At 61.9% G+C, this 24,134-nt stretch carries 21 protein-coding genes; 10 read left to right on the top strand and 11 right to left on the bottom strand.

Annotation, left to right across the window (positions count from 1 at the left end):
- The 3 genes from QRN54_RS27375 to QRN54_RS27365 all read right to left on the bottom strand — a co-directional run.
- A partial coding sequence (locus tag QRN54_RS27375; RefSeq protein ID WP_285183486.1) for a DEAD/DEAH box helicase occupies nt 1-1,420 on the bottom strand: 1,420 nt, incomplete at its 3' end.
- Nucleotides 1,421-1,681: 261 nt separating this feature from the next.
- Nucleotides 1,682-2,635, bottom strand: a complete 954-nt coding sequence (locus QRN54_RS27370) for a M56 family metallopeptidase (RefSeq protein ID WP_003944922.1) — start codon at nt 2,633-2,635, stop codon at nt 1,682-1,684.
- A gap of 25 nt (nt 2,636-2,660) precedes the next feature.
- Complete coding sequence (locus QRN54_RS27365) at nt 2,661-3,074, bottom strand: BlaI/MecI/CopY family transcriptional regulator (protein WP_003944876.1); 414 nt, start codon at nt 3,072-3,074, stop codon at nt 2,661-2,663.
- Between the two features lie 191 nt (nt 3,075-3,265).
- Between QRN54_RS27365 and QRN54_RS27360 the strand changes: the two genes are divergently transcribed.
- Nucleotides 3,266-5,839: a bifunctional lysylphosphatidylglycerol flippase/synthetase MprF gene (locus QRN54_RS27360; RefSeq protein WP_285183485.1), complete on the top strand. Its 2,574-nt coding sequence runs from the start codon at nt 3,266-3,268 to the stop codon at nt 5,837-5,839.
- 10 nt (nt 5,840-5,849) lie between these two features.
- On the opposite strand, the gene QRN54_RS27355 is transcribed toward QRN54_RS27360, so the two are convergent.
- From QRN54_RS27355 to QRN54_RS27345, 3 genes are read right to left on the bottom strand one after another with little or no spacing between them, the layout of a single operon-like run.
- Complete coding sequence (locus tag QRN54_RS27355; RefSeq protein ID WP_030536377.1) at nt 5,850-6,701, bottom strand: ABC transporter ATP-binding protein; 852 nt, start codon at nt 6,699-6,701, stop codon at nt 5,850-5,852.
- Nucleotides 6,698-7,789, bottom strand: a complete 1,092-nt coding sequence (locus QRN54_RS27350) for a FecCD family ABC transporter permease (RefSeq protein WP_003944960.1) — start codon at nt 7,787-7,789, stop codon at nt 6,698-6,700. Before QRN54_RS27350 ends, QRN54_RS27355 begins: the two co-directional genes overlap by 4 nt.
- On the bottom strand, nt 7,786-9,246 hold the full coding sequence (locus QRN54_RS27345; RefSeq protein WP_073512408.1) for a FecCD family ABC transporter permease: 1,461 nt from the start codon (nt 9,244-9,246) through the stop codon (nt 7,786-7,788). The genes QRN54_RS27350 and QRN54_RS27345 overlap by 4 nt, the downstream gene beginning before the upstream one ends.
- A 202-nt stretch (nt 9,247-9,448) precedes the next feature.
- Between QRN54_RS27345 and QRN54_RS27340 the strand changes: the two genes are divergently transcribed.
- Together QRN54_RS27340 and QRN54_RS27335 are read left to right on the top strand one after the other, a co-directional pair.
- Entirely contained in the window at nt 9,449-10,231 is a 783-nt protein-coding gene (locus tag QRN54_RS27340; RefSeq protein ID WP_285183484.1) for a hypothetical protein, read from the top strand.
- Between the two features lie 236 nt (nt 10,232-10,467).
- Entirely contained in the window at nt 10,468-10,896 is a 429-nt protein-coding gene (locus QRN54_RS27335; RefSeq protein WP_285183483.1) for a PaaI family thioesterase, read from the top strand.
- 84 nt (nt 10,897-10,980) lie between these two features.
- Here the strand turns inward: QRN54_RS27335 and QRN54_RS27330 are convergent, their stop codons facing one another.
- On the bottom strand, nt 10,981-12,396 hold the full coding sequence (locus QRN54_RS27330; RefSeq protein WP_003944885.1) for an NAD(P)/FAD-dependent oxidoreductase: 1,416 nt from the start codon (nt 12,394-12,396) through the stop codon (nt 10,981-10,983).
- 411 nt (nt 12,397-12,807) lie between these two features.
- Between QRN54_RS27330 and QRN54_RS27325 the strand changes: the two genes are divergently transcribed.
- Nucleotides 12,808-13,605 carry an ArsR/SmtB family transcription factor gene (locus tag QRN54_RS27325; RefSeq protein WP_285183482.1) on the top strand — a complete coding sequence of 266 codons (798 nt, stop codon included), beginning with the start codon at nt 12,808-12,810 and terminating at the stop codon, nt 13,603-13,605.
- Nucleotides 13,606-14,056: 451 nt separating this feature from the next.
- Here QRN54_RS27325 and QRN54_RS27320 read toward each other — a convergent pair whose 3' ends face one another.
- A complete protein-coding gene (locus QRN54_RS27320) occupies nt 14,057-14,338 on the bottom strand; it encodes a hypothetical protein (protein WP_285183480.1) in 282 nt (93 codons plus the stop codon).
- A 52-nt stretch (nt 14,339-14,390) separates the two neighbouring features.
- On the opposite strand from QRN54_RS27320, the gene QRN54_RS27315 reads away from it, so the two are divergent.
- Genes QRN54_RS27315 through galE form a run of 5 tightly spaced genes read left to right on the top strand, consistent with a single transcriptional unit; the run spans nt 14,391 to nt 19,787 of the window.
- Nucleotides 14,391-16,478 (top strand): glycosyltransferase, encoded by a 2,088-nt coding sequence (locus QRN54_RS27315; RefSeq protein ID WP_285183479.1) that lies wholly within the window; start codon nt 14,391-14,393, stop codon nt 16,476-16,478.
- A 46-nt stretch (nt 16,479-16,524) separates the two neighbouring features.
- Nucleotides 16,525-16,797, top strand: coding sequence for a PqqD family protein (locus QRN54_RS27310; RefSeq protein WP_007732082.1), 273 nt, complete (start codon nt 16,525-16,527; stop codon nt 16,795-16,797).
- 7 nt (nt 16,798-16,804) lie between these two features.
- Nucleotides 16,805-17,683, top strand: a complete 879-nt coding sequence (locus QRN54_RS27305) for a hypothetical protein (RefSeq protein WP_244993111.1) — start codon at nt 16,805-16,807, stop codon at nt 17,681-17,683.
- The gene (locus QRN54_RS27300) at nt 17,662-18,792 is read left to right on the top strand and encodes a nucleotidyltransferase family protein (RefSeq protein WP_064688195.1); all 1,131 of its coding nucleotides are present in this window, start codon (nt 17,662-17,664) and stop codon (nt 18,790-18,792) included. Before QRN54_RS27305 ends, QRN54_RS27300 begins: the two co-directional genes overlap by 22 nt.
- Nucleotides 18,789-19,787, top strand: coding sequence for a UDP-glucose 4-epimerase GalE (gene galE / locus QRN54_RS27295; protein WP_064688194.1), 999 nt, complete (start codon nt 18,789-18,791; stop codon nt 19,785-19,787). Before QRN54_RS27300 ends, galE begins: the two co-directional genes overlap by 4 nt.
- Before the next feature lie 7 nt (nt 19,788-19,794).
- Here galE and QRN54_RS27290 read toward each other — a convergent pair whose 3' ends face one another.
- Nucleotides 19,795-20,622 (bottom strand): hypothetical protein, encoded by an 828-nt coding sequence (locus tag QRN54_RS27290; protein ID WP_285183478.1) that lies wholly within the window; start codon nt 20,620-20,622, stop codon nt 19,795-19,797.
- 398 nt (nt 20,623-21,020) lie between these two features.
- Between QRN54_RS27290 and QRN54_RS27285 the strand changes: the two genes are divergently transcribed.
- Entirely contained in the window at nt 21,021-22,343 is a 1,323-nt protein-coding gene (locus QRN54_RS27285) for a GGDEF domain-containing protein (RefSeq protein WP_285183477.1), read from the top strand.
- On the opposite strand, the gene QRN54_RS27280 is transcribed toward QRN54_RS27285, so the two are convergent.
- Both QRN54_RS27280 and QRN54_RS27275 read right to left on the bottom strand, forming a co-directional pair.
- A complete protein-coding gene (locus tag QRN54_RS27280) occupies nt 22,332-22,805 on the bottom strand; it encodes a DUF5709 domain-containing protein (protein ID WP_003945009.1) in 474 nt (157 codons plus the stop codon). The genes QRN54_RS27285 and QRN54_RS27280 overlap by 12 nt on opposite strands.
- 73 nt (nt 22,806-22,878) lie before the next feature.
- Nucleotides 22,879-24,054: a lipase family protein gene (locus QRN54_RS27275; protein WP_054827626.1), complete on the bottom strand. Its 1,176-nt coding sequence runs from the start codon at nt 24,052-24,054 to the stop codon at nt 22,879-22,881.
- Between the last annotated feature and the right edge of the window lie 80 nt (nt 24,055-24,134).

The raw sequence follows: 24,134 nt of genomic DNA, 5'->3' as shown, positions 1-24,134 counted from the left end.
ATCCGCCGCGGCTCTCGCCGTCGCGGTTGCCCTGGTAGCCACCCGAAGAGCGGTTGCCCTGGTATCCACCGGACGAGCGGTTGCCCTGGTAGCCGCCACGGCTTCCACCACGATCACCGAAGGAACGCTCGCCACGAGAAGAGCTCTCGCGCAACGGTTCTCCGGTCGGCTTCTTGGCGCCGGTGATGCGAGCAAGTTCAGCAGAACCCGGGGTGACGGCAACGGCTGCGGCATTGACGCCGGCCATACCGGTCAGACGCTTGAACTGACGCTTCTGGTTCGGCAGCACGATGGCGACAACGGTGCCCTTCTCGCCGGCGCGAGCGGTACGACCAGCGCGGTGCAGGTAGTCCTTGTGGTCGGCCGGGGGATCGACGTGAACGACGAGGTCGATGCCGTCGACGTGGATGCCGCGTGCTGCGACGTCCGTTGCGACGAGGACCGGGGTGCGGCCGTTCTTGAAACGCTCGAGGACGCGGGTGCGCTGGTTCTGTGCCTTGCCGCCGTGAAGCGACTCGGCAGCGATGCCGACTGCGCGGAGGCGGTCGGTGATTCCCTCGCAACCGAGCTTGGTGCGGGCGAACATGATGGTGCGTCCGTCGCGGGCACCGATCTCGGCGAGGACTGAATCCTTCTGTCCACGATCGACGAGGAGGACGTAGTGCTCCATCGTGTCGACGCTTGCGCGGCCGTCTTCGGTGGAGTGGGTGACGTGGTTGGCCAGGAACTGACGAACCAGCGACTGGACCTCACGGTCGAGGGTTGCCGAGAACAGCAGACGCTGTCCGTCTGCGGGGGTCTCACCGAGGATCGAGCGAACCTCGGGCAGGAAGCCCATGTCCGCCATCTGATCGGCTTCGTCGAGTGCGGTGATTTCCACCGAGTCGAGGATGCAGGTGCCCTGACGCAGGTGGTCGCCGAGACGACCCGGCGTTGCGACGAGGACGTCTACGCCGCGGCGAAGCTGATCGACCTGCTTGGCGAACGGCGTTCCACCGACAGCGGGGCGAACCGTGAGTCCGAGTGCTCCGGCGTAGGAGTTGAGGGAGTCGACCACCTGGAAAGCAAGCTCACGGGTGGGGACGAGCACGAGTGCGCGGGGACGCTTGGCGGCCGGGTGATCTTCGTGGCGTGAGAGGCGGGTCAGCATCGGCAGGCCGAAGGCGAGGGTCTTGCCCGATCCGGTCTGTGCGCGGCCGAGAACGTTGGTTCCGGCGAGCGCGTCCGGGATGGACTGCGCCTGGATGGGGGACGGGACGGTGATGGAGTTGCGCGCCAATGCGGCAACAAGCTGCTCGGGCAGGCCGATCTCGGCGAAGGTGATACCCGGCTCGGTGGCGACTGCTTCTTCGGCAGCGGGGGTGTTGACGGTGGGGTCTTCGATGTTCTCGGAAGACGACATTTGGACAGCGTTGGTCACGCGGAAACCTCTCCGGACTACGGGCACGTCGCGGAGCGGAAGAAGCCATGCTGAAATACACGACACAGTTCGCAAAGGGACGAGCCAGGGCACATGTCACCTGGCAATCCGAACGCATACTGCGGGGAATTGGGCTGTGTGCCGTTATATGTTGACGGACCACGATGGTGGCCGTGATCCACTCTACGCCACCGGGGACACCGAAGTCAGGTAGCCCCGCCTGTGACCTGCACTACTACACGGGGTTACGCAGGTCAAGACTCAGTATGCGTTGAAAAGCAGTCGAAGTTCGGTGAGCCAGGGCACAGCAACCGCAACCGTGGGAACAACGAGAATCGCGACCGCCCCGAGATACGCAAAAACTGCGATGCGGGGATCTGCGTCGTCGGCCGAGAGGCGCTGCACCCGGATGAGCGTCGACGGCCCGCCCGCTGCCATTGCCCCGCGGGGTGCCGTCGATCCGGCACACGCGACAAGCGCCCGCGCGAGGGGAGTGGGACCGGTAGCCCGCACGGCTGAATCGTCGGCGAGCAACTCCACCAGGAGTTGTACCGATCCGAGCGCCGACTTGCTACGGACGAAGCGGGGGAACGCGTGATTGACGGCCGTGAAAGCCTCGAGGACCAGATCGTGACGAGCTCGCAGGTGGGAACGCTCGTGCGTCAGGATGGCTTTGACCTCGGCATGATCGAGGTTCTGCAGAGTGCCTTGACTGAGGACCACGCGTTGACGCAGACCTGGCAGGCAGTACGCGATCGGTTCGTCGACGTCCAGTACGCGCAGATCGGGTGTGCGTTCCACTGACGCGGGCATGGCGCAGTCGTCGAGAAGGTCCACCAACACACGGTGACGTGCACGGCGACGTCGGGTTCTCACAGCGACCTGGATGATCGAGAAGATCAGCTTCGCGCCGATCAGGAGCGTCAGGGCAAAAACAACCACGTACAGAATCCACAGCGGGAGCCCAAGTGCATCGATTTCGGCGGTCGGGGCCGTCGTCGGCCTACCGTCAGCGCCGGGAACGAGCAGCTGGCTGGCAATGGCCAGCCCCGAGCTGAATGCCGACAACACCGCAGCAATTGCGACGGCTTGCCACAGAACCAACGCCGCGCGTGGAGCGCGGTAAGGCCACGTGGAGCGGCTCAGGAGTGCGGGAACCGGACCGGCCAGCAACAAGGCAAGCAGTCCGAAAACCAGTGCAGTAGTGGCGTTCATGTCCTACACATCATGCACGACGAAATCAGTTCGGCCTAGAAATTCCGGGCTGCGCAGCCTTTTTCGCGGACTCGCGCACCTCGAGGGCAGCGAGCGCCTCGCGGAGAGCATCGGCTTCGTCAGCATTGACCTGTCCCACGAAGTGGACGAGCGCCGCAGCGCGACCGCCGGACTCCGGAGCCTGGGCCAGCGCGTCGACCATCAGACTCGCGACCAGTTCTTCGCGCTTGTTGACGGGAAGATAGCGATGTGCGCGATCGTCACGCTGCTGAATCACCAGATGCTTCTTCGCCAGGCGCTGCAGAACGGTCATCACCGTCGTGTACGCCAATTCGCGATGCGTCGCGAGTGCTTCATGCACCTGTCGCACAGTTTGCGGTTCCGATGTGGACCACAAATGATCCATCACCGCGCGTTCGAGTTCACCTAGACCTGCCATTCTTCGATTCTACGGACTTCCACGACGAAATACGTACTACTGGTAGTAGTAACCACCTCGGTGGGGGTGTGGTATTGGCCATAGTGATCTGCGTGACGGTTACGGTGGTGTGAGACGACGAAAGTCCCGACAATGACGATGCCCGATAATTGCAAGCCAACAGTCGATCCGCAGAAAGTAGCCGCACGTAGATGACGATCGACAGTTCGCCGGGCACCGAAGAATCGACATCACGGGCGCGGGTATTCACGCAGAAAGCTGCCGGCATCATCCGTTTCGGCATTCGCGACGCACCGTTGACGGTCGTTCTACTTCTCACCATGTGGATCGTGGGTGCCGCAACCGGCAGCCTCGTTCACGGACCGTCCCGCGATCTCGAGCACACGATCGGTGCCGGAATGGGCTCGATCCAGCACGGCCGCATCTGGACTCCGCTCACGTCCGTGCTGTGGGCAGGAAACCTGCTCGGGTACTTCGGCGCGACCGTGCTCCTGATCGCAGTCGCCGCACCCCTCGAACGCCGAATGGGAACGATCAAGCTTGCGATCGCCGGCGCAAGCACTCAAATCTTGGGAGTCCTGCTCGGGCTCGGCTGGGCGTCGTTTGCGAAGGTGTTCGATTCCAGTTGGGGATTCCGCCTCCACGTGGGCTCCGCGGTCGGAGCCAGTGCATGGATCGTCGGCGCTGCGATGGCCGCCAGCTCGAACATGGGCACCCTGTGGCGCCGTCGCATTCGCGTCGGAACTTTGGCGTTGACGATCACTTTGGCCTTGTTCAGTGGTCAGCTGCAAGACGTCATCCGATTCTTTGCCGCTGTGGTGGGTTTGGTGATCGGACAGTGGATCGTCGGACGATCGGCGCGCGGTGAGCGCATCGCCGGGACACAGCGAGAGGGTCGCGTCCTGGTCGCCATCGTCGTCGCGGCGAGTGCGATCGGCCCGATGATCGCCGCGCTGTCCCCGCAGGCGGTCGGCCCACTCGCGGTCCTCCGTGACCTCTTCCGCGGAGTTCCCTGGACTGTCGCCGAGGTTCGAGAACTGTGCGAGGAGTCGTCGTCGGATCCGGACTGCCGACGAGGACTCCTCGAGCTCAGACTCTCCGGTATCGGCCCGACTCTGCTCTCGCTGATGCCGTCGATCTTCGTTCTCGTGTTGAGTGACGGGCTCCGTCGTGGCCGCAGATTCGCCTGGATTGCGACAGTGTGTGCTCAGGTCGTCCTACTCGTCCTCTCGATCGGGAACTTCGTCATCAGGTTCGTCGACGCCGTCGACAGTGACAGCTTGTTCTACGGAATCAGCGATCCGAACGTGTACCGAACTCTGGTGCCGTTCCTGACACCGCTCTTCGTACTGATCCTGCTGATCGCGACACGTCGATACTTCGACGTCGCGGCCCCGGCCAAGACATACCGACGTCTCGGTGCTGCGATCGTGACCTTGCTCGCGGTCCTCGCCGTGATCTACGTCGGCGGCGGAATGCTCGCCAGGCACGGGTTCGATCGCGAGCCCACCGTAACGATGTTGCTCGCGGACTTCCCTCAGCGCCTTGTACCGCCCGTGTACCTGCAGTTGATCGATCCGCGTCTGCTTCCCGTGGACATCGAGTCGACGTTGCTCTTCGAGTGGACCGGCGTCGTGTTCTGGGGCGTCGCCGCCGTGTTGGTGTTCGTGAGTTTCCTCAAGCCGGTCAAGACCGCCGATCCCAAAGCCGCCGAACGAGCACGATCCATGTTGATCGCCGGTACCGGCAGCCCGTTGTCCTGGATGACGACGTGGAAGGGAAACACATACTGGTTCAGCGCGGACGGTTCGAGTTACGTCGCGTATCGCGTCATCGCCGGTGTTGCTCTCACAACCGGTGATCCGGTCGGTCCTCCAGATCGCATGCGCACGGCGATCGAGGAGTTTGCCGAGTTCGCTTCGTCGAACGGTTGGATTCCCTGCTTCTATTCAGTGACCGACGACGCCCGAAGCATCACTGATTCCATGGGCTGGAGCGGCCTGCAGGTCGCCGAGGAAACCGTGCTCGACCTCGGACAGGTCGCGTTCACAGGAAAGCGGTTCCAGGATGTGCGAACAGCACTGAACCGGGCGAAGAAGTCCGGGATCACGGCCGAGTGGATTTCCTTCCCTCATGCACCTCTCGCGATCAAGGATCAGATAGTTGCGATCTCGGAGGAATGGGTGGCGGACAAGGGGATGCCCGAGATGGGATTCACCCTCGGCGGACTCGACGAGATCGACGACGAACAAGTGCGGTGCCTGATCGCCGTCGACGAGGATCGCACCGTGCACGGTGTCACGTCGTGGCTACCGGTGTACCGCGACGGCAAAGTCGTCGGGTGGACACTCGACTTCATGAGGCGACGCTCCGAAGGATTCCGTCCCGCGATGGAGTTCCTCATCGCCTCCGCTGCACTGAAATTGGAGGAGGAGGACGTCGAGTTCCTCAGTCTGTCCGGTGCACCGTTGGCAACAATCGCCGGTGATTCCGAGAGGAATGCGAACGAACCGGAGGCCACGACTTTCTCGGCGATGATGGACAGCGTGCTCGACCTGCTCGGTCGCACCCTGGAACCGGTGTACGGATTTCGTTCGCTGTTGGCCTTCAAATCGAAGTTCCAGCCTCGGTACGTGCCGATGCACATGACCTTCGCCGATCCAGCCGCGTTGCCGAGCATCGGGAACGCGGTCGGACGGGCGTACCTGCCGACCGTGACGATCGGTCAGGGATTCAAACTTGTTCGGACGATTCTGGGTCGCTGATTCGCGATCGTCACGCAGGCTTTGCCGGCCCGCCGACGGCGCCGAACACGTGCCGGGTTCCGATCGGAACGATCAGCGGCCGATCCGAGACGGGATCGTCGATGACCGCAGCTTCGAGACCGAATACGTCGAGCAGAAGTTCCGCGGAAATGATGTCCTTGGGGACACCAGAAGCGACGACGGCGCCGTCGCGCATCACGATCAGATGATCGCTGTATCTGACCGCGAGATTGAGGTCGTGCAGAACCATCACCACGGTGCGCCCCATTTCCTCGTGGAGTTGATCCACCAGGTCGAGGACTTCCATCGAGTGCGCGAGGTCCAGATAGGTAGTCGGTTCGTCGAGAAGCAGAATGTCGGTTCCCTGGGCGAGAGCCATCGAGATCCAGGCTCGCTGGCGCTGACCGCCGGACAATTGATCGACGGGTCGATCGGCGAGATCCGAGACACCGGTCAGCTCCAGCGCTTCGGCGACCTCGCCCTCGTCGTCCGCGGACCACTGCCTGATCCACGACTGGTGCGGGTGGCGCCCACGTGAGACCAGATCGGCGACGGTGAGTCCTTCGGGCGCAACTGGAGTCTGGGGGAGCATTCCGAGCACCCGTGCGACTTCCTTGGTCTTCATCGAACTGATCGCCTTGCCGTCCAGGACAACCGATCCGCCCTTGGGCTTGAGCAGACGACCGAGCGCACGCAGGAGCGTCGACTTGCCGCAACCGTTGGGGCCGATGACCGTCGTGATCACGCCGGTAGGGATCTCGAGATCGAGTCCGTCGACGATGATGCGGTCCCCGTACCCGAGCGTCAGGTTCTTGGCGACGAGACGCGAAGGAGTATCGGTGGACTGGGCGATGGTGGTCATGCTGTGACCTTCCGATTGTTACGAACCAACAGGTAGAGCAGGAACGGACCACCAAGTGCGGAAGTCACGATTCCGACGGGGAGTTCCACAGGCAGAATTGTTCGAGCGATGACGTCGCTGCCGACCACCAGTACAGCACCGGTCAGCGCGGACGCCACGATGGGCGGGCCGGCAGAGCGCACCAGACGCATAGCGACCTGTGGCGCAGCCAGGGCGACAAAGCCGACCGGACCTGCTGCGGCGGTTGCGATGGCGGCCAGCGCCACGGCGGAGAGCAACAGTTTGGCCTGCGATGATTGCAAGCGAACACCGAGAGAGGTGGCGTTGTCGTCGCCCAACCGCAGCGCTCCCATGGTGAACGAAGCGATCACCGCGTAGCCGCCGACTACCGCGACAGCGATGGCTACCGGCCACATCTGATTCCAGGTGGCACCGTTGAGCGAACCGTTGAGCCACACCTGGGCGCGGGAAGCATCGTTGATGTCCGCCGAGATGAGGAGCCATCCCGTCGCTGCCACCAGCATGGCGTTGATGCCGATGCCGATCAGGATGAGGCGGAACCCCTCGACGCCCTTGCGCCACGCCAAGGCGTAGATCACCACTGCTGTCAGTAGGCCGCCGCAGAGTGCAGCCAACGGAATCCCCAGTGTGGCAAGCAGTCCCACGAACGACCCGCCACCACCGAGCACGATGAGAGCAACCGCGGCAGCACTCGATCCGGCCGTGATTCCGAGGATGTCGGGGCTGGCGAGGGCGTTGCGAGCGATCGTCTGGGTGACCGCACCGGCAATACCGAGTGCCATGCCGATGAAGAGTGCGGTGAGCGATCGAGGAAGTCGGAGATCGAAGACGATCAGGTTCTGTGTCTTGCTTCCATTACCGAGCAGGACGGAAATGACATCGGGGATCGAGATCGGATAGTCGCCGCGTCCGATGTTGATGCAGAGCAGAAGGAAGAGTGCGACCGCGAGCGCAATGCACACCGACACCGCGAGTGGACGGTAGACCAGCGAGAATCCACCGATACGAATCGACTTACGTGAGGGGACGGTCCGGGGGAGTACCCGGAGTTCTTGCTTGAGCGTCACAGACTTGCCAACTTCCTGCGGCGTACGAGAGCGATGAAGAACGGGGCGCCGAAGAGGGCCAGGATGATTCCGACCTGCAACTCGCCGGGGCGCACGACTACGCGACCGATGATGTCCGCGGTGATCAACATGACCGCACCGAGCAAGCCCGCGTACGGGACCAGCCAGCGATAGTCGGGTCCGGTGATGGCCCGGGCCACGTGGGGGACCACCAATCCGATGAACGCGATAGGTCCACACGCTGCGGTCGCGGCGCCGGTCAGCAGGGTGATCGCGATGATGCCGAGGGTGCGACTGAACGCGATGTTCGTTCCCAACGCTTTTGCGACGTCTTCACCAAGGCTGAGGACATTGAGACCAGGCGTACTCGCCAGGGCGATGACCAACCCGAGTATCAGGAAGGGGAGGACCTGCCAGAGAACGTCGAACCCGCGACCGGACACCGACCCGACTACCCAGAAACGGTAGGCGTCCAGGCTCGTCTGGTCGAGGATTATCACGGCGTTGGTCATGGCTTGCAGGAAGAACGCGACGGCCGCGCCCGCCAGAGCCAGACTCAGAGGACTTGCGCCGCCGTTTCCGATGGAGGACAAGCCGAAGACGACGATGCTGGCGACGAACGATCCTGCAAACGCGAACCAGAGGTACTGACTCGGTGCGGTGAAGCCGAAGAGATAGATCGCCATGACTACGAAGAAAGCCGCGCCGGCGTTGAGGCCGAGTAGTCCGGCATCTGCCAACGGGTTACGCGTGTGTCCCTGAATCAGGGCGCCGGCGATACCGAGTGCGATGCCGACGACAAGACCCAGGATGGTCCGCGGAGCGCGCAACGTTCGCACGATGATGTCCGTCTGGGTGCCGTCCGAACTGAAGATGGCGTGGAAGATCTCGGCAAACGTCAGCGGACGTGCGCCCACCGCGATGCTCGCGAGCATGACGAGCGCGAGAAGAACCGTGAGCACCGCGAGACCGATCAGCCGGCGTCGACGAGTTGCCCCGACGCTGTTGTCGCGCGCGAGTTCCTCGAACCCTTCTTCGCGCGCCGTGCTTTCACGGACCACCTCGATACCGGTTCGATCGAACGGCCTGCGCAGAGCCCGGCGAACACCGATGGGCTGCTTTGTCTTCGCGTCACGCGTGACCAGACCTACCCATCCCTTTCCCGAGGTCCGGCCTGTGGCACCTTCGCGGAATCCCAGGTTCCACACGAGGAGACCAACGGCAATGGCTATTGCCGTCCCACCGAATACTGCGCGGTCGGCTTCGCCGCCACCGTTCTCGTCTCGGAGCGACTGAACGACGTACCAGCCGACGAGCAACGGAAGCAGGAACACCCCCGCGTCGAAAATCCCAGCTAGAACACGCATTCGGACAGGAGCCGGGCCGCGCGGCACTATGCGCCGTCCGTACGTCTCGCTGGGTCCTCGGGGATGTCCGTTCCCGAGCGGTTTGATCATCGTCACTGGCGGTTCGAGCTCCTGGTCTTTGTGCGCAGGGAATTCGCATCTTAGGTTACGGAACCCTATGTGGGTGTGCTCCCTGCGGGGCAAGTTCCTGTGAATATGCGGTGCCCAGCGTCACAGTTCTTTACTCTTGAATTATGGTGAGGCTAACCTACATTAAGAACCACAAGACAACTTCGGCCGATTGGAGTGCACGGTGACAATCACCTTGACCACCCAGCATGCGGATGTTCGTGAATTCGAACTCCGGTCGAACGCATTGAGCCGCACCAGCGTTCGCCTACGAGCACTCAACCCTGACTACCCGCGCGTCTACGCGGTTGCCGCCATGTCAGGTGAAGGCAAACGGCGTTGGTGGCAGTTGAGTGAAGGCTTGTGCGGGGATCGGGTGCATCAGATGTTCGCCCGCTCGCTCCAGGATCTCGACAGTGCCGAAGCTGCGGCGATACAGGTCGCAACATCACTGATTCACGCTGTGGTCGGCAGGGTTGCCGCATCGATCGTCTCCGAAGGTGCCGCTTGGGATCCAGGCCTCGAGAACCTGTTCATCCACATGGACAGCGACGGCGGTATCGACTGGGCCGGGGTGATCGACGAAACTCTGCGCGCTGCGCCGAACGGACGGGAGTCCGGCAGTGACGGCGTCGTCGACATGCCATGCGAAGAAGCGCTCCTCGTCTGGACCGCGCACCGTTGCCTGACCTCGCTACGGGCGATCTACGACGCCGTCTCCAGGTGTGCGCCCGTCGACCAGTTCAGATTCTGGGGCTTGGTAGGGGAGTCGATCCTGGGCGCAGCGGCATATGTCCCCATCTTGGCCGGCGGGGGCGAATCAGCCGCTCAGCGCCGTGGGCAGGGGCTGCTGGACGCCTTTGTCGCCGCAGGGCTGCCCGTGCGTGCGCGCCGCAAGGTCTCGCTGCGTCCTCGTTGGAACCAGTTCGACGAAGGGCTTGCTAAATTAGGTCAGCCTTGCCTATGATTGTGGAACACCACGCGGAGAGCTACACCCCGCGAGAGTGACGAAACTGCCGGACCGCGCCGGAGTCCTGAGGGCTGCAGAGACTCCCGGTCCTTCCCACGGCGGGTTTCACATCGAATGATGTGAAACCCGCCGGTTCTTTTTCCAGACCTGATTCCAAGCTCGAGTTACCTCTCGTGTAATCAGGTAGGGAGTGGCAGCCACACCGGCGCCAGAGAATCACAGATGGAGATGGCATGGTCGACACTGCTGAGACCACAGAGATGATGAAACGGCTCGGAACGGGCTTCGACGCCACCATCGGCCTGGAATACACCGAACTGAGCCCAGATCGCGTGCGGGCGCAATGGACCGTCAAGCCCACGTTGCACCAGCCCGCCGGGATTCAGCACGGCGGCGTGTACTGCTCGGTCGTGGAGTCACTCGCCAGCGTCGGTGGCACCGTGTGGCTGGGCGAGCGAGGACACGTGGTCGGAGTCAACAACAACACCGACTTCCTGCGCGCAACGCGGGAGGGCACTCTCACCGCTGAAGCCACCCCGATTCATCGCGGACGCACCCAGCAACTCTGGGAAGTTCGCATCACCGACGAGAACGACCGACTCGTTTCCAAGGGACAGGTTCGCCTCGCGAACATCACCGAGGTGGCGAAGATCGGAAACTGACCACCCGGCAGTCGATCGAATGACGGAGGGCGGCTGTGGAGTTGAACTCCACAGCCGCCCTCCGCCGGTCACTCAGGTGTTGATTCAGCCGGCGGCCTTCTGCTGCTTGCCGGCAGCCTTCTTGGCTTCGCCATTCGAAGCGCTGCCGGACTCCGTCGCTTCCTTGTTCTTCTTCTCCAATTCGCCCATCGCGTTTCGCGCGAAGACCTGCTGCTCGGTGGACGCCATCTGAGCACGGCCACGCCCGAAGAACGTCACCGCCCATGACAACAGCGTCGAGGCACGGGAACGGAATCCGACGAGGTAGAGGAGGTGAATTGCCAGCCAGGCAACCCACCCGATGAAGCCGCTGATCTCGAGCTTGCCCACCTTGGCTACCGCGCTGAAGCGCGAGATCGTTGCCATACTGCCCTTGTCGAAGTACTTGAACGGAACTCGTTCCGACGGGGACTTGCCGTCCAGTGACGCTTTGATCTGCTTGGCCGCATACTTGCCACCCTGCATGGCAACCTGAGCCAATCCGGGCAGCTTGTCGAGCGACATCATGTCGCCGATGACAAAGACGTTGGGGTGCCCGGGCAGAGACAAGTCGGGATTGACCATGACGCGGCCGGCGCGGTCGGTTTCTCCGCCGCTCTGTTCTGCGAGCTGCTTGCCGAGGGGGCTGGCCTGCACGCCGGCGGACCACACCTTGCACTGCGACTCGATACGGCGAAGCGTGCCGTCCTTCTCCTTGATGATCAGACCGTCGTTGTCCACGTCGGTGACCATCGCGTCGAGCTGGATCTCGACGCCGAGCTTCTCGAGCGTCTCGGCAGCCTTGCGGCTGAGCTTCCCGCCGTACACGGGCAACACGGCAGGGGCGCCGTCGAGGAGCACCACGCGCGCTTCACGAGGATCGATCTTGCGGAACGCGCCGTCCAGCGTTCGACGGGAAAGCTCGGCGATCTGCCCGGCCAACTCCACGCCGGTGGGGCCGGCGCCGACAACGACGAAGGTGAGCAAGCGCGCACGCTCGGCGGGATCGTCCGACAGTTCGGCCTGTTCGAAGGCCCCGAGGATTCGTCCGCGCAGTTCGAGGGCGTCGTCGATCGTTTTCATTCCGGGGGCGAACTCCGCGAACTGGTCGTTGCCGAAGTACGACTGACCGGCACCGGCTGCCACGATCAGACTGTCGAACGGCGTAACAGTGACGCGTTCGAGCAGGCGCGAGGTCACGGTCTGATTCTCGAGATCAATGGTCTCGACCTCACCGAGCAGTACCTGTGCGTTCTTCTGCTTGCGCAGCACCAGTCTCGTGGCGGGAGCGATGTCACCGACCGAGAGGATGCCCGTCGCAACCTGATAGAGGAGCGGCTGAAACAGATGGTGGGTTGTACGCGCGATCATCGTGATGTCGGCATCGGCTTTTTTGAGAGCCTGAGTGCCGAACAATCCTCCGAAGCCGGAACCGATCACCACTACGCGGTGGCGGTGCGGTTCAACCGACTGGATGCTCATTCCGTACTCCTCGAGTTCTAGGCGACAGTCCTACGGTAGTCCCACCGCGGCCGAGCTTCTCTGCGAGCAGTCCGACGCGCGCCGGTGTGTCCGAATCGATCAAGCGGCCTCGAGGGTGATCACTCCCGAGGTGATCGGCTTGGCCGGACCCCGGGGTGATCACCACTTTGTCGAGGTGTCGGCTACTGGCGGACGGACAAGATGAACAGTGCGATGCATCCGCCGACGAAAACCAGGATCGACAGGGCCACCGAGGCATACCCGACACCCACTCCAATTGCTGCCCAGTCCATGTGCCCAACCTCTCTTACGGTGTAATCCGGGATTCAGATCACATCTGCCTAGAGACATCACACCTCATCTGTCCCAACTTTCGAAACCCGGCACGCCCAAGCGTTGACATGCAAGTAAATGCTTGCATATTGTGAAGTTGTGAACGACCGGATGAATGCAGCCTTCAAAGCACTGGCCGATCCCACACGAAGGCTTCTCCTGGACCGCTTGTTCGTAGCCAACGGTCAGTCGCTCGGCGAGCTGTGCGACAGCCTCGACATGAGTCGGCAAGCTGTCACTCAACACCTCACCATGCTCGAGGACGCCAATCTGATCAGCACGGTCCGACAGGGGAGGGCAAAGCTTCACTATCTCAATCCCGTTGCGCTCGAGGAGATTCGAGAGCGGTGGATCAACAAGTTCGAGGTACCGCGCCTTCATGCGCTCAGTACCGTCAAAAAAATCGCGGAGGAAGCCATGACCGACAAGCCCAGTTTTGTGTACGTCACCTACATTGCGAGCACGGCGGACAACGTCTGGAAAGCGCTCACCGACGCACAGGCCACCGCAGAGTATTGGGGACACAGCAACGTCTCCGACTGGCAGCCGGGATCGACCTGGGAGCACCGCCGGATCGACGGTTCGAACATTGCCGATGTAGTCGGCACCGTAGTCGAGAGCAACCCTCCGTCGAGGTTGGTCACCACCTGGGCTGATCCGAACGGCGAACCGGGCGTCGACATCTCTCGGGTGAGTTTCGACATCGAAGCCTTCGGCGCGATCGTGCGACTGACCGTCAAACACACCGATTTGGCGGACGAATCGGCTCGCATGGAGGTGGCCGGCGGATGGTCGGCGGTGCTGTCGAACCTGAAGTCCTACCTCGAAACCGGAAATACTCTTCCGGTGGCGCCGTGGGAGATGCCGGTCGGTTGACGGTTGTCGACCGGGACAAACGAGTCCCCTGAACAGGAGGAGATCGCCGTACGTTTGTCCGAACAGTCGGCCCAGTCCGGACTCAAATTCGCATAACCGTCAAATATCGGCGCGTTCAGTCTGTAAAGTTGCCAGAAGGATGCTAGCGTTTTGCCCGACATCGAGTGAGGACGACCTCGTCTCGGACGCATGGGAGAAACACTATGGGCGGCGACGCTTTTCAGAATGTTCCTGTTGATCGACGCAAGTTCGTCAAGACAGTTCTAGCGGCCTCGGCGGTAACTGTGCCAGTCGTGACGTCGATCAGCCTCGGTGGTGCGGCGCCGGCCTTCGCAGCCGGTGACACGCCGAATCTTTCCGGAGCGCCAAGTCGTGGCCAGCAGAATCCGAATCAACCAGGCGGCGAGCAACCAGGCGGGAATCAACCCGGTGGTAATACTCCGGGAGGGAATCAGCCGGGCGGAAACGAGCCGGGCAATCCCGGATCATCGGGAAGTTCGGGATCGTCAGGAAGTTCGGGTAGTTCCGGCAGTTCGGGATCGTCCGGAAGTTCCACAGGTTCCGGATCAACCGGTAGCTCGTCAGGTTCGGGTGGAACGACGACCGCCAAACCCACCGGGCCGACAGCGCCGACGGAGCCGACCGTCCCGACTGTGCCAACCGTACCGACGGTGCCGACCACTCGCACCGAGCCGACCTTCCCGACCCCTCCGACCCAGCCGACAAATCCCACGGAACCTACGTAGCCGACACGACGCGACTGGTTCCGAGGGGGAACACCGACGATGACAGAGTTCGACGTCGCGCTACACCGCGCTCTGAAGAAGTTTCAGAGCGCGGGGTCAGTTCAGGTGAAGGAGACTCCGCCACACGGAGAACCGGCCGATCTGACTGTCGCGATCGCGACCTACGACGATTTCGACGGCGCGTACTTCACGATCCACTCGATCTTGGTCCATCATCGCGAGGTTCTGGACAGAGTCGAATTCGTCTTGTTGGACAACAACCCAGAGGGGTTGCCGGCGCCGATGCTCGAATCGTTTGCCGGTTACATCGATCGGTTCCGCTACATCCCGTTCACCGACGTTCGATCGACTGCGGTGCGGGACGTCCTGTTCCGCAAGGCCACCGGAAAGTATGTCCTTGTCCTCGACTCTCACGTGATCTTGGCACCGGGATCGTTGTCGGCGTTGCTGGCGTATTTCGATGCGGACCCGGAAACCGACGATCTGATCCAGGGACCGATGCTCTCCCAGGATTCCTCGCACATCGCGGCCACCCACATGGACCCCAAGTGGCGCAACGGGATGTTCGGCTCGTGGGGAGTTGATCCGCGAGCGAAGCAACACCCGGACGTGCCTTTCGAGATCGTCATGCAGGGCCTCGGCTCATTTGCCTGCAGGCGTGAGGCATGGCCGGGATTGAACTCGCACTTCACCGGATTCGGCGGTGAAGAGGGATACATCCACGAGAAGTTCCGGATCAACGGCGGAAAGGTCGTCTGCCTTCCGACATTTGGTTGGCACCATCGATTCGAGCGCCCGGCCGGTGTCCCGTATCGAATAAACTGGGAAGATCGTGTTCACAATTACCTGCTCGGTTGGAGTGAGGTCGGATGGGATCTCGACTCACTCCATCATCAGTTCTCCAGGTACCTCGGTGATTCGTATCCCGAGATTCGTCGCCGTGCCGAGCTGAGCGTCCAGCGACCCGAGTTGGTCTTCGGTGGGGTGGTCGTTCTCAGCGACGACGGCCGAGTCGCTCCGTGGCGTTCATGCCTGGCGGAGGCCGAGTCGATCGAACTGACCGTTCACCGTGCCATTCCGGCGGAGGACGACGGTCCGGATGGGTGGAGGACGGCCTCTGCGTTCGTCGCCGGACTCGACAAGGCAATTCTGCTGGGCTGGAAGTCGGTGGTTTTTCTGGACGAGGCGCGCGTGATCGAACCCGCGGTTATGTACAAGCTACGGAACATCGTCGACGACCTCCCCGCCGAAGCCGATACGGCTGTCATCCACGCACACGGCGAAGATCTGGTCGGAGCTGCACTGATTGTTCGCGCGGCGACATACGGAACTTTGCGAGACGAACTCTCACGAAGGATCAACGGACCCGTGCCGTCCGACTTCTCACTGGCGGCTTATCTGCTCGAGCGAGGCGCAGTCGACGTTGTGCTCGATCGCCCACTGTCGCCTGTCCGAGTAGGGGGAGAACCCAACCCCGTTGTCGAGGATTCTCAGTCGGACCTCGGTGTTGCCGTCGTGAATCTCGATCTTGACATCGACAGATGGAAAGCGTCCTGGCATAGATTCATTCGCTTACCGCGCGTAACAGCGGTGGAAAGAGTGTCGGCTTTCGAGGACGCGATGAATCAGGACGCGGCCTTCACCGTCTCGTGGCGTCGTGCGCTCGCTCGGGCGACTGAGAAGGGCTGGGATTCGGTCCTCATCGCTGCTGACGACGTCAGTTTGCTGGATGCCGCCGCATCGATCCTTGGCCATGCCCGCGAAGAGTTGGATCACGGCGATTGGGATGTCGTCCACCTCGGACACGACCCGAAATCGAGGGACGGAGCTCTGCTCGACGGTTCGGCACTCTTGCGCACCAGTCCTGAGAACCGTGGAGTCCACGCCGTTCTCGTACATTCGCGCGCCTTCGAGCGAATTCTCGATGAGATTGCGGATCCGGAGTCAGATCCCGAAGCATTCGGACAATGGGCGGGTCACTACCGAACTCTGGGCGACTACCTGGTGGATGCGAGTGCCGGGGGAGCGCTCACGTGCCTGACGCTGTCGCCCGGCATCGCCTCCACACGCAGCCTGATTCGTTCGGGCGCAATCGAATCCGAATACTCACGACGCTTCGCACTGTGAGACCACCACCAAAACGAAATCGGATTCGCTGAATCAAGGAGATATCTTGACCGAACTACTCGAAGGTGTGAGACCGCAACGCTCTCAGACGGTGGAGAGCAACGATCTCACCGACGGTGTTGTGCTGTACGACAGCTCCAGCGAGGTTGCCCATCACCTCAACCCGGTCGCGACGTTGGTGTGGGAACTGTGTGACGGCCGGACCGTCAGCGAAATTGTCCAGGCCGTGGCAGAAGTGCTCGAGATCCCTGACGACGAGGCGAAGTCGGTAGTCAACGAGACGTACGGACAGCTGAGCACCTCTCGTCTGCTGGTGTGAGAATTCCGTGACAGGCAACCACGTACCACAATTCCGGGCGCACTACCTTTGGGTTGACGCGATTGTGCGCGGTTTCCGCATACCCGAGGTCAGTGTCGTCGAGCATCGGATTGCCAGCCCGTGGCCTGCGGACAACAACGTCGAAGTTCGGATTCAGCGGAATCGAGCGACATTCGGTCGCTGGGACGTCACCATCGAATCGACCATCGGCGGCAGCCATGAAACGCTGATCGGTCTGGACGGTCTCCAGCTCGCGGAGAGCGTGTACCGCACGGTGCACCGGGATGTCATGACGGCCGCGCACGCCCGACAGTGGACACGCCTGCACGCCGCTCTGGTCGACTGCAACGGTGTGAGAGTGGCGATCGCCGGGCATTCAGGGGCGGGCAAGACCACCTTGGCGCTCGCCCTTGCCATGCGGGGTGCACAACTGCGTGCTGACGAAGGCGTCTTCATTCGTGGTACCGAAGCTGTGGGCTTACCGCGGCGGGTTCACCTCAAAGCCGGTACGTTCGACGTCCTCCCGGAGATCAAAGCGCACGATTCGCTGTATCTTCCGTACGCCCCGCCGGTGTGGGCGTTGGACCCGTCGACCTTGCCTGCTGAACGAAACGTCAGCTCGGCGGTTCGCGGAATCGATCTGGTGCTGATCCTCGATGGATGGGACGAGGCGCCGACTCGACTCGCTCCGATGCCCGTATCCCAAGCGATACAGTCGCTGGCCGGGCAATCCGCACTGTGGTCCGACAATCACGGAGTGACCCTGAGAAACATCGCTGCTCTACTCTCGAATGCCCCGTGCTACAGACTGATTCGACATCACGGCGATACCGGCGCCGACACGGTGGAGGAACTGGTGGCGTCATGCGTGACACCCGGTACCTGATTTCCATGTTGAAACCCGAGTGTGGGGCCGACGTCATCCGCTTGTGTTCGCAGCAGGATTGGCCCAGAGTCATCGACGCCGCTGTAAGGCACAAGGTATTGCCGCTGCTCGCCTCCCGAGCGGTCGAGGCCGGCTTCGCATCGGTCCTACCTGCGAGCTTCGCGGAAATGCTGTCGGAATCCTCGGCCACCGCATCGAGTCCGGAATTGACGCTGAGCCTTGTCCATCACCGAAACACCATAAGGATCTCGGACCTCGACGCGCAACGAGTGGAACTGCAAGAGCTGTTACACAGCAACGGATTTCCGACGGTTGCACTGAAGGGTGCCGCCCTTCTCGAGCGAAGAATCTGGCCGAACCCGGCAGCTCGACGGATGACGGACATCGACCTTTTGGTCGTCGACCCTGCACATGCCGTTCCGGCCAACGACGCGATCCTCGATTTCGGCTACCGAATGGTCCGCCCCGACGAAGTGGACTCCGACTCCATCGATCACGACGATCACCAGGAACCGGCACTCCTTCGCGACGACCGTCATGGCTCCGTCGAAATCCATTCGCACTTACTTCCGAGGTTCGCACGTCACGCGCTGACCCGAGAGGCCGCGGTCCGAGAAATCAGCGCGGAGGCGGAAGGATCCCGCCTTGCGATGGCCGACGTGACGCTGCACGTCATCGCTCACGCGCGGCTTGCCGATCGGGCCTTGATTCGAGCCGATTTGTCGTTGAACAGTGTCTTCGACGTGGGGTACCTGCTCACTTCCGAACCGGAACTCGCTGTGACGCTCTCCAGACGCCAGTTGCCACGCGATGTCCGTCGGGCGGTGAACGTCCACTGGGCGGCGGTGGAATCGATCTTCGGCGTCAGTACCGGAATGACGACCATCTCGGCGCGTTGGTGGTGGCGATGGACGCTGTGGTTGGCGGATCGCCCACGCCTGCACTCGCTCTACCGCGATCTGGTCATGGTGCCGCTCTTTCTCGACCGTGATCGGCTTTCCATCCGGGACGGGCGCGACCTACGTGGATGGGACTTGGCCCGCTCACGCGTGTCCCACTTCGTCCGTCGTGCGAGGACTGCCGTCGAAGATGCCGGGGGAGCGGCGTGAAAGTACTGATCACGGGCGGAGCGGGATTCATCGGAAGCACCGTCGCGTCGAAGTGCGTCGACGCCGGGATCGATGTCGTGATTCTCGACAACCTGCTGACCGGCCGCGCCGAATTTGCGCACAGATTCCCGTTCTACTGCGGCGACATCGCGGACGAGAAACTGCTCGACAAGGTATTCGCAGATCATTCCGATATCGATGCGACAGTTCACTGTGCGGCCTTGATCGTGGTCGGAGATTCCGTGAGTAACCCGGCGCGGTACTACGAGAACAACGTATCCAAGTCGCTGACGCTGGTATCGAGTGTCCTTCGGAACGGGTGTGAGCGCTTCTTGTTCAGTTCCTCTGCGGCGGTGTATGCGCCGAGCGACGGTGGGTGTGTCGACGAACGTTGGGGGATCGCACCGCAGAGTCCCTATGCGCACAGCAAGGCTCAGTTCGAAACGATGCTCGACGACATTGCGGCGGCCACTAAATTATCGGCGATATCTCTACGCTACTTCAATCCGGTCGGGGCAGATCCGGAGCTACGAAGTGGTACACCATCGGCACGCCCGACCCACGCACTCGGAAAGCTGTTCGAATCATATTCGACAGGAACGCCTTTCAGGGTTACGGGAACGGATTGGCCGACGCGCGACGGATCCGGAGTGCGTGATTACGTTCATGTCTGGGACCTTGCAGACGCTCATGTTCGAGCACTCGAAAGGTTCGACCGGGTCACCGCTGAATCATCACGCATGACTGTGGTCAATCTGGGCAGCGGGCGGGGGACGACGGTGTGGGAGCTGGTACACACATTCGAGAACGTGCTCGGCGAAGATATCGACGTGGTCGCTGCCGGCCGACGCACCGGTGACACTGCCGGCGCTTATGCGTCGAACGATCGTGCGTTGCGACTACTCGGGTGGGTTCCGACATTCACCCTGGAACAGGGGATCGAGGACACCGCGCGGTGGCTGGCAGTGCGGCCGCACCTGCTCAACTCGGTGTAGCCGAACGTCAGCCCGTCGGGTCGTCGTCAACGGTGATGTTGTTGCTACGTAGCCAGAAGGTGGCGTCCGGATCCCACCCGGCGAGCACGGTGGCCCCCGCGTTGGCCGACAACGGGATCGCGATGCCTGGCGTGGTCAGATAAGCCATCATGGTCAGGTGCACGGCGTCGTAATCTGCAGCGACCGAAACCCAGTCCGGAATGAACCAGTCACGGTATTCACCGGTCGTGTCGTACCACACGGAGCGACGTGAAGCGGGCACTGGCAGGGGATAGGTATCGACCAGATTCGCCCAGTCCTGCGGACCGGTGATCTCGTAGATCCGGGGCGCGCCGTAGATCCTTACCGGCTGCACCCGCGCCTCGTTCGAGGAGCTGTCTTCTTCGAGAAACACCCCGAGCGCCCCGATACCGTCGCGGGCCCTGGTTGTTTCGGTTGTACCGTTGGCAAACGGGATAGACCACCATTCGCCTCCGATGTGACGGTCCGGATCTTCGATCTGGTATTCCAGAAACTGACGTTCGTTGTCGAGTGCCTCAGCACGCCACTGTTCGAGGCCGTCCTCTGCACGGTAAATCCGCAAGGGTAGGTCCGACCAGCCGTAAATAGGGTTTCGCTTTTCAACCAGATTCTGGTTCAGACGGTCGATCGGCTCGGTCCACCAGGCAGTGTGTGGGGAGTCGAGTAGTGCTTCGGCAACCGGTCGCAGCGCCGCTGCGACATCCGGCCGGACGAAGATCAGGTCTTCTTCGTCCGGCGGCTCCCAGTAGCGTGCGCAATCTACGGCATACGCAAGACAGTGCAGAATCTCGAGTTCCGACATTTCTGCTGGCACGCGTGCCCGACGTTCGCACAGAAGCGACGGCCACGTGGTGAACCGAGGACGAGTGCAACGGAATCCATGTGGGTAAAGCTAGCGGACAAGCTGACGGGGGACGTTCGAATATCCATTACTTGACATAATGTAGATTATCGGCAAATTCTCGACCTGGCGATATCCGGCTCACGCCTTGTTCGTGCAACCTTCTTTGTTTCCGCCCACCTATGTCTGTCTGCCGGTACATTTGCCGGCTTTCCTGCGTTTCCGTCCGAGATCTGCGACCGGCTTGCGCGACTCGACTATTGCGACTCCGCGATCGCCGGCTGAATTGCTGCCGATCACCGCCTGGCCTCGCCGGCGACTGCGGCTACGCCGCGCGACCTGGACATCAGGAACGACCAATAAGTGCTCTGATGTGGATTGATGCCGATAAACACGTCTCACCGACTTCCGGCTACCCCACCTCAATTCGTCACTGTGACGTATTATGGTTGACAGGCTGGAGGCGAGTTCAGTTCCATTGTCATCGCCACGGACTACTATCGCCGCATGTGTTGTATTCGACCGGCCGCTTCTCATGGTCAGTGGCCGCGATGAGCGACACACCCAAGGTCGTGCATCGCTGGCTCGCAGTGCCAGACCAGTTTGACCGATTCACGCGATTCTTGCGCGACAACGGAATTCTCATGCCGACTCGGATAGGCATCGGCGTATTGGTTTTCCTCCTGGGTATCACGATTCTGCTGAAGCGACTGGGCACTCATTCGGTACAGACCATCGGATTTCCGTTGGACGTCGTCGTCGCAGTGCTTGTGATGATCGGCGGAATTGCCTTGCCTGTCATAGCGACCACCCGTGAAAGGTCGTATTTCTTCGTCGTTGCCGGGGACTTCGCTGTTGCGGTGATCGTGCTGGCCGAGGCGAATCCGGATCAGAGATTGCTTGGATGTCTCGTCTTCGGGCTCGTCGGCTCGTACATAGCCTTCTTTCACAATCTTCGAACTCAGCTGTGGCACCTGCTGTTTTCCGGGGCGGTCATCGTTGTTGCCAGCATCGGCGTGTTCACCGATGTACCTTCTGGCCTTCCAGACGTCCTGGGACGCATTGCCTTTGCCATTCCTGTCATCACTGTCATACCGGTGGTCACGCAGATTGCTCTGGCGCTCCTGAGCAACGACGCTCAAAGCTCAGAACTCGATCCGTTGACGGACCTGCTGAATCGGCGCGGACTCGCACGGCGGACTTCCGAATTACTACAAGCGAAATCCAGCCTCGACCAGTCCTTGCTGGTGGTGGTGATCGACATCGACAATTTCAAACACTTCAACGACACCTACGGTCACGACGTCGGCGACCGAGTCATACTGCGCACGGCCTATCGACTACACGACTGGGCCAGATCGGACGCGGCGATAGCGCGCATCGGCGGTGACGAGTTCGTCGTCGTTCAGATGATGCCGTTGCCGTACGTCGGCGATCTACTGGCCCGGATCGCGCCCATCATGAACTCCCCTACAGGCGAACCAATCTCGACGACAAGCATCGGCATAGCCATCCACAACGGCGCCTGGCCGGACGTACAAGCAGCAGAAAGTGGCGTTCACGATCTACATCGCCTCGCCGATTCGGCGATGTACGAAAGCAAGAGAATGGGTGGAAATCACGTCCACTCCATCGTTCTCACCGATCAACAGCTACAACAGCCACAACAGTCAGGCGGTCGTTCAGTCCTCTGAATCGTCGATCAGATGCATCGCGGCTTCCTCTGCCGACGCTGCGCCGCCGTCGATTCCGACGTCTCCGGCAATGAGTTCACTTTCCTCGTCCTCGTATCTGCCCTCGTCTTCGGCAACGAGACGCCCGACCCGACGGTTACCCACTTCGTCACCGTTCGGGAATTCTTCTTCCCGTTCGAATTCGTCGGCATCGGCGGGATCCTTCAAAGGATCTCCGAGCGACGCGTACGGATCGGGTTCTTCTTCGGCCAGGCGCTCGTCGAGGGTCTCCCCCGCTGATTCCTCGCTGCCGGTCAACCCGTGGGCATCAAGTCCCAGTGGGCGTTCCGGTGGTGAGATTCCCTCGTCGAGAATGTCGTCGACGCCTCGATCGATCAGAGTGTCTTCAGGTTGAAGCTGGTCGTCGGGATCGAGACTGTAATCGCCATTGCCGGCCGCGCCGGTGTCATCCGTGTCGCTCATACGATCAACGATGCCACGGGCACACCGAGTTGGCCATGTGCCGCGCCTGCTCGATACGTCACTCCGGAGACATTCAGCACGAACGCGGGGCCGGCACTCCGTCGAATCGGTCCTGTAGGTACTCGAATGCGGTGGGCAGACCGAGGACCGCAGTGGTGAGGTGGTCCGGGCTGGGGAACAGTTGGGATTGAATCGTGGCTCCGGCGGCGCAGTACCGCGAAATCGTGTTGACCACCGAATCGATGGGGATTAGAACGTCGTCGGGCGTGTGCCATTCGAACACCGGGGCAGTCGGCACACCCGGATAGAGTTCGACGCTGTTGTCGTCCATCACCTTTCGCACTTCAGGGCTGGACAGCAAGGATGTCGACGTCGACACCTGAGAGGCACTGCGCCCGGCACCGACCCTGAGGATGTCGTTGGTGCACGCGTTGGTGAGTTCGGCCCGCATCGACCGTCCGAGGTCGTTGAGTTGGTTGCTCAGCGGCAGTAGGTCGGGATACTCGCGTTCGAGGCCCATGGCTGCGGCGAAGGCGAGGCCGAATGCCGGGTGCGGATCCTGTCCGAGGCCGTTTGCCATCTTGGACAGATTCATCGGGACGCCGCCCTCGGCTACACCGACAAGGTTGACCTCGGGTGCGTAGCTCGGGGCCAGTGCGGCCGCCCACGCGGTGGCCATGCCGCCGCCGGAGTAGCCGGCAATACCGACAGGGCTGGCGCCACTACGCAATTCGGGGACTTTCTGAACGGCGCGGATACCGTCGAGCGTGATCTGTCCGCCCAGGCGCGCGGCGCCGTACGCACTGTTGGGTCCGAGATGGTCGGGAAGGGCAATAGTCCATCCACGTTGCAGCGCGACGTTGAGGATGGGCGCTTCACGGATGACGATGTTGGGATCCGATGCGTAAAGCGCGCGAGATGGCGCACATCCCGTACCGAGTGCATTGACGATGTGCTGATACGAGAGCAACGGGCCGTCTTGTGCTTGATTCGGCGGGACCAGGATCGTGCTGACCGCGGCAATAGGCTTGTTCTCGGAGTTCGTGGACCTGTAACTGACCTGCCAGATCGCGACGCCGGGAAAGGTCATCAGGTCAGGGGCCCGGCGCACGGAGATCGGCGTGCCGGCGGTCCCCTCGGCCGCTGCTTGCGAATAGAACGGGTCCGGGTCCGGTGCCGGATATGCGGGATCGGCCTGTGCAGTCCCCCCGGAGAGCAGTGCGGCAGTCAGTGCAGCGGCAGTCAGCATCGATCCGGTAAACACGCGTGTGGTTCGCAGTTTCAACGTTTTCCCCTCGTCCGGACCCACCCGGGGTCCATCACCCTGTG

The sequence above is a fragment of the Rhodococcus sp. MEB032 genome (assembly GCF_030208925.1).
Classification (GTDB): Bacteria; Actinomycetota; Actinomycetes; order Mycobacteriales; family Mycobacteriaceae; genus Rhodococcus_F; species Rhodococcus_F qingshengii.
The sequence above is the reverse complement of the archived record's forward strand: the minus strand, read 5'-3'. Positions and strand labels throughout refer to the sequence as shown.